Origin of the sequence: Pseudoxanthomonas sp. LH2527 (assembly GCF_022539275.1) — a bacterium.
In the GTDB taxonomy this organism is placed as follows: domain Bacteria; phylum Pseudomonadota; class Gammaproteobacteria; order Xanthomonadales; family Xanthomonadaceae; genus Pseudoxanthomonas_A.
The window spans coordinates 93,191-108,855 of the sequence record NZ_JAKZBW010000004.1 but is presented as its reverse complement, the minus strand read 5'-3'; the positions used below and the strand labels follow the sequence as shown (position 1 = coordinate 108,855).

14 protein-coding genes are annotated in these 15,665 nt (G+C 69.2%); 7 read left to right on the top strand and 7 right to left on the bottom strand.

Annotated features, from left to right (window positions below):
• Positions 1-459 precede the first annotated feature (459 nt).
• A complete protein-coding gene (locus tag MMG85_RS04020; RefSeq protein ID WP_241044851.1) occupies positions 460-1,674 on the bottom strand; it encodes a DUF3667 domain-containing protein in 1,215 nt (404 codons plus the stop codon).
• Positions 1,675-1,776: 102 nt separating this feature from the next.
• Between MMG85_RS04020 and MMG85_RS04015 the strand changes: the two genes are divergently transcribed.
• The 4 genes from MMG85_RS04015 to map all read left to right on the top strand — a co-directional run bounded on the left by MMG85_RS04015 (position 1,777) and on the right by map (position 7,623).
• Positions 1,777-3,144 (top strand): MATE family efflux transporter, encoded by a 1,368-nt coding sequence (locus MMG85_RS04015; protein ID WP_241044850.1) that lies wholly within the window; start codon positions 1,777-1,779, stop codon positions 3,142-3,144.
• Positions 3,145-3,214: 70 nt separating this feature from the next.
• The gene (gene sppA, locus MMG85_RS04010) at positions 3,215-5,119 is read left to right on the top strand and encodes a signal peptide peptidase SppA (protein ID WP_241044849.1); all 1,905 of its coding nucleotides are present in this window, start codon (positions 3,215-3,217) and stop codon (positions 5,117-5,119) included.
• Between the two features lie 1,518 nt (positions 5,120-6,637).
• Positions 6,638-6,850: a ParD-like family protein gene (locus tag MMG85_RS04005; RefSeq protein WP_055937677.1), complete on the top strand. Its 213-nt coding sequence runs from the start codon at positions 6,638-6,640 to the stop codon at positions 6,848-6,850.
• A complete protein-coding gene (gene map, locus MMG85_RS04000; RefSeq protein ID WP_241044848.1) occupies positions 6,847-7,623 on the top strand; it encodes a type I methionyl aminopeptidase in 777 nt (258 codons plus the stop codon). The genes MMG85_RS04005 and map overlap by 4 nt, the downstream gene beginning before the upstream one ends.
• Before the next feature lie 96 nt (positions 7,624-7,719).
• Here map and MMG85_RS18425 read toward each other — a convergent pair whose 3' ends face one another.
• On the bottom strand, positions 7,720-7,848 hold the full coding sequence (locus MMG85_RS18425; RefSeq protein WP_277399729.1) for a hypothetical protein: 129 nt from the start codon (positions 7,846-7,848) through the stop codon (positions 7,720-7,722).
• Positions 7,849-7,906: 58 nt separating this feature from the next.
• Here MMG85_RS18425 and MMG85_RS03995 point away from each other — a divergent pair, with 58 nt between their 5' ends.
• Together MMG85_RS03995 and MMG85_RS03990 are read left to right on the top strand one after the other, a co-directional pair.
• Positions 7,907-8,683, top strand: coding sequence for an SDR family oxidoreductase (locus MMG85_RS03995; protein WP_241044847.1), 777 nt, complete (start codon positions 7,907-7,909; stop codon positions 8,681-8,683).
• Between the two features lie 26 nt (positions 8,684-8,709).
• On the top strand, positions 8,710-8,997 hold the full coding sequence (locus MMG85_RS03990; protein WP_241044846.1) for a hypothetical protein: 288 nt from the start codon (positions 8,710-8,712) through the stop codon (positions 8,995-8,997).
• Between the two features lie 131 nt (positions 8,998-9,128).
• Here MMG85_RS03990 and MMG85_RS03985 read toward each other — a convergent pair whose 3' ends face one another.
• Positions 9,129-9,788, bottom strand: coding sequence for a hypothetical protein (locus tag MMG85_RS03985; RefSeq protein WP_241044845.1), 660 nt, complete (start codon positions 9,786-9,788; stop codon positions 9,129-9,131).
• 165 nt (positions 9,789-9,953) lie between these two features.
• Between MMG85_RS03985 and MMG85_RS03980 the strand changes: the two genes are divergently transcribed.
• Complete coding sequence (locus tag MMG85_RS03980) at positions 9,954-11,009, top strand: type 1 glutamine amidotransferase domain-containing protein (RefSeq protein ID WP_241044844.1); 1,056 nt, start codon at positions 9,954-9,956, stop codon at positions 11,007-11,009.
• A 7-nt stretch (positions 11,010-11,016) separates the two neighbouring features.
• Here the strand turns inward: MMG85_RS03980 and MMG85_RS03975 are convergent, their stop codons facing one another.
• Genes MMG85_RS03975 through MMG85_RS03960 form a run of 4 tightly spaced genes read right to left on the bottom strand, consistent with a single transcriptional unit; the run spans position 11,017 to position 15,575 of the window.
• Complete coding sequence (locus tag MMG85_RS03975; RefSeq protein ID WP_241044843.1) at positions 11,017-11,691, bottom strand: DUF4124 domain-containing protein; 675 nt, start codon at positions 11,689-11,691, stop codon at positions 11,017-11,019.
• Positions 11,688-12,419 (bottom strand): hypothetical protein, encoded by a 732-nt coding sequence (locus MMG85_RS03970; RefSeq protein WP_241044842.1) that lies wholly within the window; start codon positions 12,417-12,419, stop codon positions 11,688-11,690. The genes MMG85_RS03975 and MMG85_RS03970 overlap by 4 nt, the downstream gene beginning before the upstream one ends.
• A 60-nt stretch (positions 12,420-12,479) precedes the next feature.
• The gene (locus tag MMG85_RS03965; protein ID WP_241044841.1) at positions 12,480-13,043 is read right to left on the bottom strand and encodes an L-threonylcarbamoyladenylate synthase; all 564 of its coding nucleotides are present in this window, start codon (positions 13,041-13,043) and stop codon (positions 12,480-12,482) included.
• 21 nt (positions 13,044-13,064) lie between these two features.
• Entirely contained in the window at positions 13,065-15,575 is a 2,511-nt protein-coding gene (locus MMG85_RS03960; protein ID WP_241044840.1) for a DNA topoisomerase I, read from the bottom strand.
• Positions 15,576-15,665: the final 90 nt, after the last annotated feature.

Here is a 15,665-nt window from a genome sequence, read left to right as displayed (position 1 = left end):
TTCAAGGCGCCATGCTCGCGTGACGGCGCGGCCCGTCAAATCTCCACGGGTTCCTAAAAGCGCTCACCCGTAGCGTGCGCCACGCGCACGACCTCATGAACCCACCACCGCGCGAAGCCCGTCGTGCGCACGGCGCACGCTACGACGGCGCGGCATGACCGAACAAAGAGATTCCGTTCGTGGTGAGCCCGTCGAACCACGCTGTTCGCGCCAAACCCCGACCACCGCGATCTGACGATCCATCGCCAAACGCGTGGTTCGACATGCTCACCACGAACGACATTCAAGGCGCCGAGCTCGCGTGGCCGAGTGACCCGTCTAATCTCCACGGATTCTCCAAGCGCTCGCCCGTAGCGTGCGCCATGCGCACGACCGCATGACCCCACCACCGCGCGACGCCCCTCGTGCGCACGGCGCACGCTACGAAGACGCATACGCCTCGCCAGGGTCAGCGCTTCGCTATGCGTTCACCAGGCTGGTGAGGGACAGCAGGACCATGGCGGTGACCACCAGGAAGAAGTACAGCATGCCCAGCGCCAGGTACTTCAGCAGCGTGATGGCGGGGTGCTGGCGATAGACGCGCTGCTGCATCCAGAACAGGTACACCGGCATCCAGCACATGATCAGCAGCTCGGCCATCCACACCGGTGCGCGCGCCACCGTCGCCTGCGCCGGCAGCAGGCTGTCGAGGAAGGACAGGGCGAAGAACACCAGCACGCACAGGCACAGGTAGGCGTGGCTGTAGAGCGCCACCACCAGGTGTTCCAGATACACGCGGCCCGTGCCGAGATAGGCCAGCTTCAGCAGCAGCGCGAACACCGGCACCAGCACGAACAGCGCCGACGGCACGGCGCCCATCAGCGCGTTCTTGAACAGCTCCGGGTCCTTCTGCAGGCGCGGGACGTTGTCCTGTGCCCGCGCGATCTTCTTGTTCAACCAGCGGTTGCCGAAGGCGGGCAGCCAGTCCAGCTGGACCGGATTGTCGGTCTGGTGCCAGGGTTTGCCGTTCTGCGAGAACAGCGAACCGGTGGAGTCCGGCATCGGCCCGTTCTCCGGAATCCGGTCGGGCTCGGCCAGCGCCGGATGGTCGGGCTGCAGCGCGGCGATCCGCGCGCGTGCCCGCGCCTGGGTGCTGCGGATGTTGTTCTCCACCTGCTCGCGTGCGAAGGCCAGCGGTGGTGGCAGGGCGGCGCGTGCGGCCAGCAGCCCGTCGATGGTGCGGTCGCGCAGGCGGATGACGTCGTCGGCGCTGGTCAAGGCGTCGAAATCCACGCCCTCGTCTCCTGCCCCGGTCACCTGGACGGTCGTGTTGCCGCCCGTGCCGCCGGCAACCGCAGGCGGGCTCAGCGGGTCGCCGCCGCCGGTGGCGAACTTGCCCACGAAGAACGTCAGCACACTCAGGATCACGAACAGCCGCAGCGGTGCCACGTACGGCGCGCGGTGGCCGGCCAGGTAGGCGTTGGCCAGTTTCCCCGGCGAGAGCAGCGTGCGCAGGGTGCGGAAGATGCGGCCGTCCAGGTGCCAGAACGACTCGAACACCTCTTCCACCGCATGCCCGAAGCTGCGCAGCGGGTTGTGCGCGTTCTGCCCGCACTGGTGGCAGAAGCCGCCCTGCAGCGGGGTCTTGCAGTTGTCGCACGCGGCGGCGTGCACGGCATCGTGCGATGGGGTCATGGGGCGTTGGGGTGGCGCGGCGGGCGAGCGGGTAAGATACCGGCCTCCCGCGACCCGGTGCCAGCGCGCAACCGCGCGACCGTAGTCCGGTGGTTGATCCTCATGTCCCTTTCCCCCTCTCCGACCCCGCGCTTCGGCCAGGAAGTGCGCTCGACGGCGACGCTCGCCCTGCCGCTGGTGCTGGGCCATGTGTCCACCGGCCTGATCGGCTTCGTCGACAACGTCATCGCCGGCCACCACGCCACCGCCACGCTCGCGGCCGTCACCGTGGGCACGGCGCTGCTGTGGCTGCCGATGATGGTGCCGATCGGCACGCTGATCTCGCTGACCGCCTCGGTGTCGCAGCTCGATGGCGCCAACCGGCGCAGCGAGATCGCGCCGCTGTTCCGCCAGGCGCTGTGGCTGTCGCTGGGCCTGGGCCTGCTGATGTTCGCCTTCCTCAGCGTGGCGCCGTACGCGCTGGCGGCGTTTGGCATCGCGCCGGACATCATTCCCGGCGCGACGGCTTTCCTGCACGGCATCCGCTGGGGCGTGCCGGCGCTGACGTTCTACTTCTGCATGCGCTACCTCAGCGAGGGCACGCACTGGACGCTGCCGACCATGATCCTCGGCTTCGGCGGCCTGCTGGTGCTGGCGCCGGTGGGCTACGTGCTGGCGTTCGGCAAGTTCGGCTTCCCCGAGATGGGCGCCGGCGGCCTGGGCATCGCGTCGGCGCTGACCATGTGGCTGCAGGCCATCGCATTCGCGATCTACCTGACGCGCGCGCGCCGCTTCGCCGACCTGCAGCTGTTCGCGCAGTTCGATCCGCCACGCCGCGAACCCATCCTGCAGTTGCTGCGCACCGGCCTGCCGATCGGCATCACCGTGTTGATGGAAGGCAGCCTGTTCATCGTCACCGCGCTGCTGATCGCGCGGCTGGGCGCCACGCCGGCGGCGGCGCACCAGATCGCCATCAACGTGTCGGCGCTGTGCTTCATGATCCCGATGGGCGTGGCCGAAGCCACCACCGTGCGCGTGGGCCATGCGGTGGGGTCGGGCGACGTGGCCGGCATCCGCCGCGCCGCGCATGCGGGCTACGTGATCGTGCTGGCCACCCAGGCGATCTCCGCGCTGTTCCTGCTGCTGGGCCACGACCTGGTGGTGTCGCTGTACACCGACGACCTGGCGGTGGCCGCGCTGGCCGGCACGCTGCTGCTGTTCGCCGCCGCCTTCCAGTTCCCCGACGGCATCCAGGTGCTGTCGGCCGGTGCGCTGCGCGGGCTGAAGGACACCCGCGTGCCCATGTGGCTGGCCGTGGCCGCCTACTGGGGCCTGGGCATGCCGCTGGGCGCCGGGCTGGGCCTGGGGCTGGGCTGGGGGCCGCAGGGCATGTGGCTGGGGCTGATCGTCGGCCTGACCGCCGCCGCCGTGCTGCTGGGCTGGCGCTTCGAGCGCAGCAGCCGGCGCCGGCTGTCCGTCACCTCAGCCTGACGGGTGACCAACGGGGCATGAAACCCTCACACCCGCACGCTACAGTGGGCCCAGTTTTCCGGAGTTTTCCATGAGCCAAGTCGCACCTGCCCCCCGTCGCAACCCGGTGGTCGCCTTCTTCATCGGCCTGTGGGACGTGATGAACTTCACCCGCAAGCTGGTCCTCAACCTGATCTTCTTCGGGTTGCTGTTCCTGATCTTCATCGTCTTCGTCATCGCCGCCGGCAGTGGCGGGGTGAAGCCGCTGATGGAACGCACCACCTTCGTGCTGGCGCCGGAAGGCCGCCTGGTGGAGCAGTTCACCGCCGATCCCGCCACCCGCGCGCTGGCCAAGGCGTTCGGCGACAAGAGCGCCGAGGAAGTGCAGCTGCGCGACCTGCTGCGCGCCATCGACGCGGCGCAGAAGGACGAGAAGATCGAACGCATGCTGCTGCGCGTGGACCAGCTGCAGCCCACCGGCTACGCCTCGCTGCGCGAAGTCGCCGCCGCGCTGGCCAAGTTCCGCGCCTCGGGCAAGCAGATCGTCGCCTTCGGCGAGAACCTCAGCCAGACCCAGTACCTGCTGGCCGCGCAGGCCGACGAGGTCTACATCGACCCGATGGGCAGCCTGATGCTGGAGGGCCTGGGCCGCTACCGCCAGTACTACCGCGAGGGCCTGCAGGACAAGCTGGGCGTGGACGTGCACCTGTTCAAGGTGGGCGAGTACAAGTCCGCCGCCGAACCCTACGTGCTGGACGCCGCCTCTGCGGAAGCGAAGGAAGCCGATCTGTTCTGGATGAACGATGTATGGCAGCGCCTGCTGGCCGACATCGCCAAGGTCCGCAAGACCACGCCCGAGGCGCTGGCCGCCGGCATCGACACGATGCCCGAAGGCATCGCCGCCGCCGGTGGCGACCTGGCCAAGTACGCCCTGCAGCAGAAGCTGGTGGACGGCCTGAAGACGCAGGAAGAAGTCGAGAACCTGCTGATCGAACGCGGCGTGGCCGATGAGGATTCGGACACCGGCTTCCGCGCGATCGGCCTGACCGGTTACCTGACCCAGCTCGACGCCAAGCTCAATCCGCTCGACAAGCGTCCGCAGGTCGCGGTGGTGGTGGCCGAAGGCGAGATCACCGACGGCGACCAGCCGGCCGGCCGCGTCGGTGGCCTGTCCACCTCGGCGCTGCTGCGCGAGGCGCGCGACGACGAGGACGTGAAGGCGGTGGTGCTGCGCGTGGATTCGCCCGGTGGCGGCGTGTACGCCTCCGAGCAGATCCGCCGCGAGGTGGCCGCGCTGAAGAAGGCCGGCAAGCCGGTGGTCGTCTCGATGGGCGACCTGGCCGCGTCCGGCGGCTACTGGATCAGCATGAATGCCGACCGCATCTACGCCGACCCGTCCACCATCACCGGCTCGATCGGCATCTTCGGCCTGATCCCCACCGTGCCGCGCACGCTGGAGAAGATCGGCGTGCGCACCGACGGCGTGGGCACCACCCGCTTCGCCGGCGCGTTCGACATCAGCCGCCCGCTGGACCCGGCCGTCGGCCAGGTGATCCAGTCCGTCATCGACAAGGGCTACGCCGATTTCACCGGCAAGGTCGCCGAGGCGCGCAAGAAGCCGGTCGAAGAGATCGACGCCGTGGCCCGCGGCCGCGTGTGGAGCGGGGCGCAGGCGAAGGAGCGCGGTCTGGTCGATGAATTGGCCGGCTTCGACGCCGCCATCGCCGACGCCGCCAAGCGCGCCAAGCTGGGCGAAGCCGGCAAGTACCGCGTGCGCTACATCGAGAAGATGTCCTCGCCGTTCTCGCAGTTCATGGGCGGCTTCGCCGGCAGCCGGATCGGCAGCGCCTGGCTGAAGGACTCCGATTTCGCCCGCGCGCTGCTGGCGCGCAGCCTGCCGGAGATGGAAGCGCAGCTGCGCTTCGTCGACGAGGCCGTGAACGACCGCCACGGCGCCCCGGTGAAGAGCCTGGCGTACTGCTTCTGCGGGTTCTGATGCCGCGATCGCCTGATCGTTCGATCCAACACGAAGCCCGGCGAGTCCGGGCTTTTTGTTGTGTCGGGGTGCCCGGCGTTCGCTCTGTCCCGGCGCGGAGACATCACCGGCCACGTCACGTCCCGGTGGCGCGTCGCAGGTGCGTTCTGCCCATGGACGGGCCGCGGGCGCCGTTGCCGCGCACCCGGCGGCAGCACGCTCTCCCCGCTGCGCAGGGAGAGGGGACGACACCGGCGACGTCGGGAGCGTCAGCGACGCACGCGGTCGCCACGATGGCCCCGTGATCCGGTGCGGCGGCGGATCCCTTCTCCCCGCTGCGCAGGGAGAGGGGACGACACCGGCGGCGTCGGGAGCGTCAGCGACGCACGCGGTCGCCACGATGGCCCCGTGATCCGGTGCGGCGGTGGATCCCTTCTCCCCGCTGCGCAGGGAGAGGGGACGACACCGGCGACGTCGGGAGCGTCAGCGACGCACGCGGTCGCCACGATGGCCCCGTGATCCGGTGCGGCAGTGGATCCCTTCTCCCCGCGAGGCGGGAAGAGGGGACGACACCGGCGACGTCGGGAGCGTCAGCGACGCACGCGGTCGCCACGATGGCCCCGTGATCCGGTGCGGCGGTGGATCCCTTCTCCCCGCGAGGCGGGGAGAAGGTGCCCGGAGGGCGGATGAGGGGCAAGCGCGAGGTGCCGAGTGCTGCAGGGGGCAGGCAAGCGCACTCTTCGACGGCGCCCATCGCGCCGCAGGTCACGCGCGGGACGCAACACGCGTCGATCGGCCGCCAGGTCGCCGCACCCGGTACCCCATGTACCGAGGTCGGAACGCGGAGTGTCGGGTTTGCAACGCCACACACCAAGCCCCCAACCTGACATGTCAGGCAGAAAACCCGGTGCATCGCGTTCGACATGCCGCGCACCGGGCTGGCGACGCCCCGCACCACGTCCGCGACACCGTGCGCCGCGTTCGGAACCCGGAAGGCCGTCTTCCGAGTCTCGTGCGCCGAGTTCGGAACCCGGAGCGCCGTTTTCCGAGCCTCGTACGCCGCGTTCGTAACCCGGAGCGCCGTCTTCTGAGCCTCGTGCACCGAGTTCGGAACTCGGAGTGTCGTCTTCCGAGCCTGGTACGCCGGATTCGGGACCCGGAGCGCCGCACTCCGAATCCGACGCACGGGGTTCGTTGCCCGATGCTTCGATGGGAAAACCCGGCGCATCGGGTCGCCGACACGGCATGCCGCGTTCCCGGCGCGGCATGCCGGACGGCAATCCCGACGCATCAGGCTCGAGACACGACGCACCCGCCGCGCTGCACGCCGCGTGGGCTGCCGGAGGGCCTGTGAGCGGCGCGATAGTCCGGGCACTGACCTGCGGACCCGGTGTGCGACGGCGGTGCCCCCCTCGTCCCGTGTCAGGGCGCAGGGCGTCGGCCGTTCCCGGCCAGGCGTGGGACGTGGACGGCGGTCGCTGGAGCGGAATACACGAATCGTATATGATTCATATATCCCCGTTTCCCCAAGAGCTCCCCATGGGCATCGTCAACATCGACGACGCGCTGCACGACCAGCTGCGCCGCGCCTGCACCGTCAGTCACCGCTCGATCAACGCGCAGGCCAACTTCTGGATCAAGGTCGGCATGCTCTGCGAGATGCATCCGGAACTGAGTTTCCAGGACATCGTGGCCAACGAACTGCGCGCCGCCGGGGTGCAGCCCGCACCGCTGCGCGCCGGCCACACGTGATCAAGACCGCGGACGAACTGGCGCGCATGGCCGAGGCCGGCGCGCTGCTGGCGTCCGTGTTCGACCGGCTCGACCGGCTGACGCTGGAAGGCACGAGCACGATGGCGATCAACGATGCCGTCGAGCGCATGATCGTCGACGAGCTGCACGCACGTCCGGCCAGCAAGGGGCAGTACGGCTTCCCGTACGTGCTCAACGCCTCCATCGACGACGTGGTCTGCCACGGCATGCCCTCGCACCACGACGTGCTGCGCAGCGGGCAGATCGTCAACCTCGACATCACCCTGGAAAAGAACGGCTACCTGGCTGATTCCAGCACCACGTATCTGATCGGCGAGGTGGCGTACCCGGTGCGACGGCTGGTGGCAGCCACCTACCACGCCATGTGGAAGGGCATCGCCGCCGTGCGTCCTGGCGCGCGGCTGGGCGACATCGGCCATGCCATCGCGCAGTACGCACGCCAGCAGGGCTACAGCGTGGTGAGGGAATACGGCGGCCACGGCATCGGCCGCGAGATGCACGAAGCCCCGCACGTGCATCACTACGGCAGGCCCGGCACCGGTCTGGTGCTGGAGGAAGGCATGGTGTTCACCATCGAACCGATGCTCAACCAGGGCCGCGCCGCGATCTGCTCGCAACCGGACCAATGGCCGGTGCATACGCGCGACGGCAAGCTATCCGCGCAGTTCGAGCACACCGTCGCGGTGACACGCACCGGCGCGCGCGTGCTGACGCTGCGCAAGGGCGAGACACCGCCACGCGACGTCCACTGAACCCTGATGCCCGTTCTCCGCCCGTGCAGCAGCGGGCGAGACATCGCATCCGCGTCGCGCCGCGCGCGTCGCCGATGCGTCGATCCGGTGCGCGACTCAGGCCGCGACGCTGTCCGTATCCGCCTGCGGCTCCGGCGGTTCGTCGGTCGGTGGGGGTTCGGGGGCGCGGCAGGCGGTGCAGGCCAGCAGCACGGCGGCGAGCAGGGTGAGGCGGATCCGGATCATGGCGACGGTCCTCCTGTGGCGTGGCGCTATGCTACGCCCATCGACGAAGGAGGCGCATGTGGCGGCGAACCGGTGGCGGCTGGACGGACAACGGGCGCTGGTGACCGGCGCCAGCGCGGGCATCGGCCTGGCGATCGCGCGCGAACTGCTGGGGCTGGGCGCGGACCTGTTGATGGTGGCGCGCGACGTGGACGCGCTGCAGGACGCGCGCGCGGACCTGGGTGAGGAATTTCCCGAGCGCGAGATCGGCACGCTGGCCGCCGATGTCGCCGATGACGAGGACCGCCGCGCCATCCTCGACTGGGTGGAAGACCACGGCGACGGCCTCAACATCCTGGTCAACAACGCCGGCGGCAACGTCACCCGCGCTGCGGTGGACTACACCGAGGACGAGTGGCGCGGCATCTTCGAGACCAACCTGTTCTCCGCGTTCGAGCTGTCGCGCTACGCGCATCCGCTGCTCGCGCAGCATGCGACCTCCAGCATCGTCAACGTCGGCAGCGTGTCCGGCATCACCGCCGTGCGCAGCGGCGCGCCCTACGGTATGACCAAGGCCGCGCTGCACCAGCTCACCCGCAACCTCGCCGCCGAATGGGCCGAGGACGGCGTGCGTGTGAACGCGGTGGCGCCGTGGTACATCCGTACGCGCCGCACCTCCGGCCCGCTGTCGGACCCGGACTACTACGACGAGGTCATCGCCCGCACCCCGATGCGCCGCATCGGCGAGCCGGACGAAGTCGCCGGCGCCGTCGCGTTCCTGTGCCTGCCGGCGTCCAGTTACGTCACCGGTGAATGCATTGCGGTGGATGGCGGGTTTTTGCGGTACGGGTTCTGAGTGTTGTGTCGGTACAGGGGAGAGTGATGGGGGGTGCGGTCGCAAAGCTGTTGGTGGGTGCTGGGCTCTTCACCGCGATTGCAGTGGCGTTCGTACTGTTGCTTGGTGGAACTCCGCCCGCAGTGGTCTATCTGCTCTGTGGATGCGCGTTTGCTCTGTGCTTCAAGATCGCCGGAGAGCCGTTGCGGCTGTTGTTGCTCACTGGCCGATCCCGCGTCGTGGCGTCTTACCTGATCTCGATGTTCGGCATGGTGGTGTCCATCTACGTGCTGTGGCTGGCATTCCGGTTCACGGCGCCAGACGCAGGGACCTGATCCGTCCACGCCGGCATGATTCTCCGCCGGGTCGGGTGACGGTGGTTCACAGGCGAACGTGACCAACCTTGTCATCCCTGCGCCACTGCACGCCGTCCTAGTGGCATCGCGCTGACGGATCTGTTCCTGAGCTACGGCTTCCGGGCCGTCGCCTCCGGCGCCCTGAACACCACGCGCCCGTCGGTATCCAGCACTTCGATGCGGGCATCGCCGGTGCGGTCCACGCGCAGGCGGATGCGGTCCTTGCCGCTGGCGTCGGCCAGCAGGATTTCGGCGTCGTTGTGCTGGTTCTGCACGGCGATGCGGCGGGTGGCCTGTTTGGCCGCGTCCAGCACCTTCACGTGCGACGGCACGGCCTGGTTGATCTGCAGGCCGCTGCTGATCGGTTCGCCGTCGGCGCCGATGCGCGTCATCAGGCCGATCGCATCCATGTTGGGATTGTCGAAGGCGAGCGCGGAAACCTTGCCGCCCTCCACGTCGGTCAGTGCCAGTCCGCCCACTTCGTTGCCCTTGCGGTCGTAGAACACCAGCCCGGCCGGGGTGACGGCGCGCTTGAAGGTCTCGCCGTTCAACATGGGCGGCGGAAAGCGCTGCTGGTTGGCGAGCACTACGCGCGTGGCGCCATCGGCATCCACGATGTCCAGCCGCTCCACCGACAACCGCTCGAAGTGCGGGTCCGGCGCCTTGAACGCCGTCAGCAACACGGCGATGAAGGCCAGCGTCAGTGCGCCGGCATAGAGGCGCAGCAGGCGCATTTCGCGCAGCAGGCGGTGCGTCGGATCGTGCGGCATCGGAGGTCCTGATGGTGGAAACGTCCGATTCTAGCGAGGCGCCCGGCGCGGTTCCCGCACGGGTGTCCGCAATCCCGACAAGCCAGCGCGCGTGCGTGGCGCGATTGAAGTTCGTTTTACATGCCGTGCGTAGCGTGTCGGTATCGACCGACGAGGGGTGCGGACATGAAACGATGGATCACGTGCGGGCTGCTGGCCTGCGCAGCGAGCGTGTTGCTGGCCTGCGTGGGCGGCTTCTTCTACGTGCAGACGCTGGACCTGGACAGCCAGCCGCTGCCGGCCCCGGCCAGTACGGTGGCGGATCTGGCGTTCATGCGGGCGGCGTTGCCGCCGACGCGCGGACGTATCCTGGCGGTGGTCACCAGCACGGCGCACTTTCCCGGTGGCGACATGAAGGCGGGCTTCGAGCTGAGCGAACTGGCGCGCGCGTATTACGTGTTGCAGGCCAACGGCTACGAGGTGGACATCGCCAGTCCCCGGGGCGGTTCACCGCCGATGCGGCTGGACGACGAAGACGCGGTGGCCGCCGATTACGCGTTCCTCAACGATGCGGCGGCACGGCGGAAGCTCGACGGCAGCCTGCCGCTGCGCGAGGTGGATGCCACGCGCTATGCGGCGGTGTACCTGGTCGGCGGCAAGGGCACGATGTTCGACTTTCCCGACGATCCCGACCTGCAGCGCATCGTGCGCATCGTCTACCAGCGCGGCGGCGTGATCGGTGCGGTCTGCCATGGACCTGCCGGCCTGCTGGAGGTGATGCGGGACGACGGCACGCCGCTGCTGCGTGGCCGTCGCGTGACCGGCTTCAGCAATGCCGAGGAACTGTTCCTGATCAAGGATGCGCGCGTGCGCTTCCCGTACCTGCTGCAGGACCGCATGGTCGAAAAAGGCGCGCAGTACGTCGAAGGCACGATGTATCTGGACAACACCGTGGTCGATGACCGGCTGGTCACCGGGCAGAACCCGTGGTCGACGTGGTCCACGGCCGAGGCGATGGTGCGCGCGCTGGGCCATGCACCGGTCGCGCGTGCACCGGGACGCGACGAACTCGCCGTGCAGGTGGTGGCGGTCTATCACCGCGACGGCATCGAGGCCGCGCGCGCGGCCCGCGCGGCATTGCCCGAGGCGGACAAGCGCCTGCTGCTGATGCATGCCCTGGTGGCGGGCATGCAGGGGCGGCTGGGTGAAGCGTGGCGGCTGCAGGCGCTGGCCCGCGGGTGAGCGCGGCCTACGACCCGCAGCTGCTCTCGGCGACGATGCGGACGACGCGCTCGAAGTCGGCGCGGTTCTTCGCGGCGTTCTCGGGACGGGCGAAGCGGGAGGCCACTTCGGTTTCGTCGCGGCGCTTCTGCCACGCATCGCACAGGGCGCCGTCGGGCACGCGCGCGCAGGTGTCGCGGACGACTTCGCAGGCCTGGCCCGCGCCGGACTGCGGATTGCCGTCCAGGCCGACGGTGCGCAGGGTCACGCAGCGCGAGGCGGGAATCGGATCCTCGGTGACGTAGCTGCCCTTGTCGTAGGTGGTGCACTGGAACAGCACCGGCGGCGGCAGGCGGCGCGCCTCCGACGAGGGCGGGGCAGCGTCGGCCGCGGGTGGCGTTGGTGTCGGGGTCGGTGTCGTCGACGCGGCGGGCGCGGCCGCGGCCGCGGGCGCGGGCGCTGCGGTGGGCGTCGCCGTGCCGGGCTGGCCCGGCGCCATCGGTACGGTGTTGATGCCCTGCATGGTGCGCTGTTCCTGCTTCATGCCCTTGGGGCACGGCGCGTTCTGCAGGGTCAGCGCGCCGCTGGCATCGGTGCAGCGGTAGATGACGACCTCCGCATGGACGGCGGGCATGCCGGCATGCCAGGACAGGCCGAGCATCGACAGCATTGCGAGGGAACGTACGACGGGTTTCATGCTCATCTGCAATCGTTGGCCAGGCGCGCATCGATTCCGCGCTGTTCCAAGTCTAGCGTGCGGCGGTCGCTGGGCAGCGCGGCGCCGTAACGGCGCAGGATCTCGTAGCGGCGATCGGACAGGCGCGCGCACACTTCTTCCTGCGGCAGCGGATGGCAGGTGTCGCGCACCCAGCCGCCGCCGGGCACGAACACCGGGCCGGGACGCGGCCCCGGATGATGGCCGCCGCCGGGCGGCCGTGGCCGTGAGCGGTCACCGCTTTCGAAGGCGAGGTTGCCATTGCCGATCGACACGCTGCCCGAGACGCTGCCGCCGCTGCGCGGCCACGCCGGATAGGCCGAGTAGCCGATGCCGTACGGCACCCAGCGCGGATTGCCGTCGCCGTTGTCGCTGGTATAGACCTGACCCTCCGGCGTGGTGCATTCGTACATCGGCTTGGGCGGGGTGAGGTACACCACCCGGGTGGAGGCGGGCGGTGGCGCGGGGGCGTTCTGCGGTGCGGGCGGCGGCGCCACGGCCTGGGCGCGCGGGGGATCCTGTGGGCGCTGCATCGCGCGGACTTCCTGCTTCTCGCCCTTCAGGCAGGGCGAGTCGCGCAGGGCGACGGTGCCGTTGCCGGCGACGCAGCGGTAGATGGTGACCGGCGTAGCAGGGGTGGTGGCCGACTGCGCGTGCGTGGCCGACGGCGCCGCCGTCAGCAGGGCAAGCAGCAGGGGCGGGAAGGCGCGGGGCATGTCCCCATGGTGCGCGCCGGGACCGGCGATGGAAAGGCGATGGCGCGGCCCGTATGGCCGTCAGTCACGCAGCGACTGGCCGGTCAGGGCGTCGCGGATCACGGTGGGGCGGTCCAGGCCGCCGGTGGCGCCCGGCACCACGGCATCGACGCGCGCCAGCAGGGCGGGGTCCAACGCGGCCTGCTCGCTGACCGCCGGTTCGCCGCTGAGGTTGGCGCTGGTCGACACCAGTGCGCCGCCGTAGGCCTGGCACAGGCCCACCACGACCGGGTGCTGGCTGACGCGTACGGCGATGCCGCGGTGCGCGCCGGTGATCCAGCGCGGTGCCTGCGCGCTGGCCGGCATCACCCAGGTGTACGGGCCGGGCCAGCTGGACAGCACCTCGGTCAGGCGCTCGGTGGGCACGGCGGACACGTCGATCAGCGGCTTGAGCTGTTCCAGCGTGGCGGCGATCAGGATCAGGCCCTTCTCGACCGGCCGTTGCTTGATCGCCAGCAGCCGGTGCACCGCACCCTCGTCGAACGGATCGCAGCCCAGCCCCCACACGGCTTCGGTGGGGTAGGCGACGATGCCGCCGCTGCGGATGGTCTCGGCGGCTTCCTCGATGGTCCGTTCGATCGGCATGGCCCGGGTCCTTCCCGCCGCTCAGAACGGGGCGTCGTCGCCGGCCGTGGCGGTGGCGGCCTTCTTGACCGTGGTCTTCTTGGCAACGGCCTTCTTGGTGGCGGTTTTTGTCGCGGTCTTCTTGGCGGCTTTCTTGGTGGCCTTCTTCGCCGGTGCCTTCTTGGCGGCGGCCTTCTTCGGCGCGGCTTCCTTCTTCACCGCCGCCTTCTTGGCCGGCGCCTTCTTGCCGAAGCCCTTGCGCACCGGCTTGCCGGTTTCTTCCAGCAACTTCGTCACTTCGTCGAAGGTCAGCGACGCCGGCTCGCGATCCTTGGGGATCTTGCCGTTGAGCTTGCCATCGCTGATGTACGGGCCGAAGCGGCCGTTCAGCACCTGGATGTCGCTGCCGTCGAATTCCTTGATGATGCGGTTGCGCGCGATCTCTTCCTTCTCTTCGATCAGGAACACCGCGCGCGCCAGGTCGATCGTGTACGGGTCGTCTTCCTTCTTCAGCGACGCGTACACGCTGCCGCGCTTGGCGAACGGGCCGAAGCGGCCGATGCCGACGCTGACATCTTCATCCTTGTCCTGGCCCAGCTTGCGCGGCAGCTTGAACAGCTCCAGCGCGTCTTCCAGGGTGATGGTGTGCATGGACTGGCCGGGACGCAGCGAGGCGAACTCCAGCTTCTCGTCGGTGTCCTTGTCGCCGATCTGCGCGTACGGCCCGTAACGGCCCAGGCGCACGCTGACCGGCTTGCCGGACTTGGGATCGCTGCCCAGCTCGCGCGCGCCGGTGGCTTCGCTGCGGTCGACGGTCTCGGCCTTCTCGTCCACCAGTTCCTTGAACGGGCCCCAGAACTTCTCCATCAGCGGGATCCACTCTTCCTCGCCGCGGGAGACGGCGTCCAGCTCGTCTTCCAGCTTGGCGGTGAAGTCGTAGTCCACGTAGCGGGTGAAGTGGCCCGACAGGAACTTGGACACGGCGCGGCCCACGTCGCTGGGCTTGAAGGCGCGGCCTTCCATTTCCACGTACTTGCGGAAGATCAGCGTCTGGATGATCGAGGCGTAGGTGGAGGGACGGCCGATGCCGTACTCCTCCAGCGCCTTGACCAGCGCCGCTTCGGTGAAGCGCGGCGGCGGCTGGGTGAAATGCTGGTCGGCGTGGATGCGGTCCAGCGGCACGGTATCGCCGGGCTTCATCGGCGGCAGCTTGCGGCCTTCGTCGTCGTCCTCGGCGTTCTTCTGGTCCTTGCCTTCCTCGTACACGGCCAGGAAGCCCGGATCGACCACGGTGGTGCCGCTGGCGCGGAAGCTGTGCTGGCTGCCGGCGGCGAGGTCGACGCTGACGGTGTTGAGCGTGGCCGGCACCATCTGGCAGGCAACGGCGCGCTTCCAGATCAGGTCGTACAGCTTGCGCTCGTCGTCGCTCAGGTACTTCGCGACCTGTGCGGGGGTGCGCAGCGCGCTGGTCGGGCGGACGGCTTCGTGCGCTTCCTGCGCGTTCTTGGACTTGGTGACGTAGACGTTGGGCTTGTCCGGCAGCGCCTGCACGCCGAAGTCGCGCGCGATGACGTCGCGGATCTCGGCCAGCGCATCCTGCGACAGCGTCACCGAGTCGGTACGCATGTAGCTGATCAGGCCGACGGTGCCTTCCTCGTCGCCGATGTTGACGCCTTCGTACAGCTTCTGCGCCACCTGCATGGTCTTGCGGGTGGTGAAGCCGAGCTTGCGCGAGGCTTCCTGCTGCAGGGTGGAGGTGGTGAACGGCGGCGCCGGGCGGCGCTTGCGTTCCTTGCTGGTCACGTCGGTGACGTGCAGCATGCCCTGCGCGGCTTGCTGGATGCGCAGGCGGGCGGCTTCGGCGGTGTCGCCGTCGGTGACGGTGAACTGCTCGAACTTCTGCCCGTCCAGCTTGGTGAGCTTGGCGGTGAAGGGCTGGCGCGGATGCGCGCACTCGGCCTCGATGCTCCAGTACTCGCGGGCGATGAAGGCTTCGATCTCTTCCTCGCGCTCGACGATCATGCGCAGCGCCGGCGACTGCACGCGGCCGGCGGACAGGCCGCGCTGCACCTTGCGCCACAGCACCGGCGACAGGTTGAAGCCGACCAGGTAGTCCAGCGCGCGGCGCGCCTGCTGGGCGTCGACCAGGTCGCCGGCGATCTGCCGCGGCTGGGCCATGGCTTCCTTGATGGCGCGCGGGGTGATTTCGGTGAACACCACCCGATGCAGCGGCTTGTCCTTCAGCAGGCCGCGCTCCTTCAGGATCTCGGCGATGTGCCAGCTGATGGCCTCGCCCTCGCGGTCCGGGTCGGTCGCCAGGAAGATGTCGTCGGCGCCCTTGGCGGCCTTGGCGATCGCATCGACGTGCTTTTCGTTCTTCTCGATCAGGTCGTAGCGCATCGCGAACCCGTTGTCGGGGTCCACCGCTCCTTCCTTCGGCACCAGGTCCCGGACGTGGCCATAGGACGCTAGGACGGTGAAGTCCTTGCCGAGGTATTTATTGATCGTCTTGGCCTTGGCGGGCGACTCGACGATGAGCAGGTGCTTGGGCATGTCAGGGGTTCAGGGCTCGGGTGGGCCGTCCGGGGGGCGGCTAGGGTGCCCCGGATGCGGGCGCCAGAGAAGCGGACGCCCGGGGCGGGG

Excerpts from the sequence above, each read along its gene's own strand:
- MMG85_RS04020 (WP_241044851.1), bottom strand. The coding sequence starts at position 1,674 with ATGACCCCATCGCACGATGCCGTGCACGCCGCCGCGTGCGACAACTGC.
- MMG85_RS04015 (WP_241044850.1), top strand. The coding sequence starts at position 1,777 with ATGTCCCTTTCCCCCTCTCCGACCCCGCGCTTCGGCCAGGAAGTGCGC.
- sppA (WP_241044849.1), top strand. The coding sequence starts at position 3,215 with ATGAGCCAAGTCGCACCTGCCCCCCGTCGCAACCCGGTGGTCGCCTTC.
- MMG85_RS04005 (WP_055937677.1), top strand. The coding sequence starts at position 6,638 with ATGGGCATCGTCAACATCGACGACGCGCTGCACGACCAGCTGCGCCGC.
- MMG85_RS18425 (WP_277399729.1), bottom strand. The coding sequence starts at position 7,848 with ATGATCCGGATCCGCCTCACCCTGCTCGCCGCCGTGCTGCTGGCCTGC.
- MMG85_RS03990 (WP_241044846.1), top strand. The coding sequence starts at position 8,710 with ATGGGGGGTGCGGTCGCAAAGCTGTTGGTGGGTGCTGGGCTCTTCACC.
- MMG85_RS03985 (WP_241044845.1), bottom strand. The coding sequence starts at position 9,788 with ATGCCGCACGATCCGACGCACCGCCTGCTGCGCGAAATGCGCCTGCTG.
- MMG85_RS03980 (WP_241044844.1), top strand. The coding sequence starts at position 9,954 with ATGAAACGATGGATCACGTGCGGGCTGCTGGCCTGCGCAGCGAGCGTG.
- MMG85_RS03975 (WP_241044843.1), bottom strand. The coding sequence starts at position 11,691 with ATGAGCATGAAACCCGTCGTACGTTCCCTCGCAATGCTGTCGATGCTC.
- MMG85_RS03970 (WP_241044842.1), bottom strand. The coding sequence starts at position 12,419 with ATGCCCCGCGCCTTCCCGCCCCTGCTGCTTGCCCTGCTGACGGCGGCG.
- MMG85_RS03965 (WP_241044841.1), bottom strand. The coding sequence starts at position 13,043 with ATGCCGATCGAACGGACCATCGAGGAAGCCGCCGAGACCATCCGCAGC.
- MMG85_RS03960 (WP_241044840.1), bottom strand. The coding sequence starts at position 15,575 with ATGCCCAAGCACCTGCTCATCGTCGAGTCGCCCGCCAAGGCCAAGACG.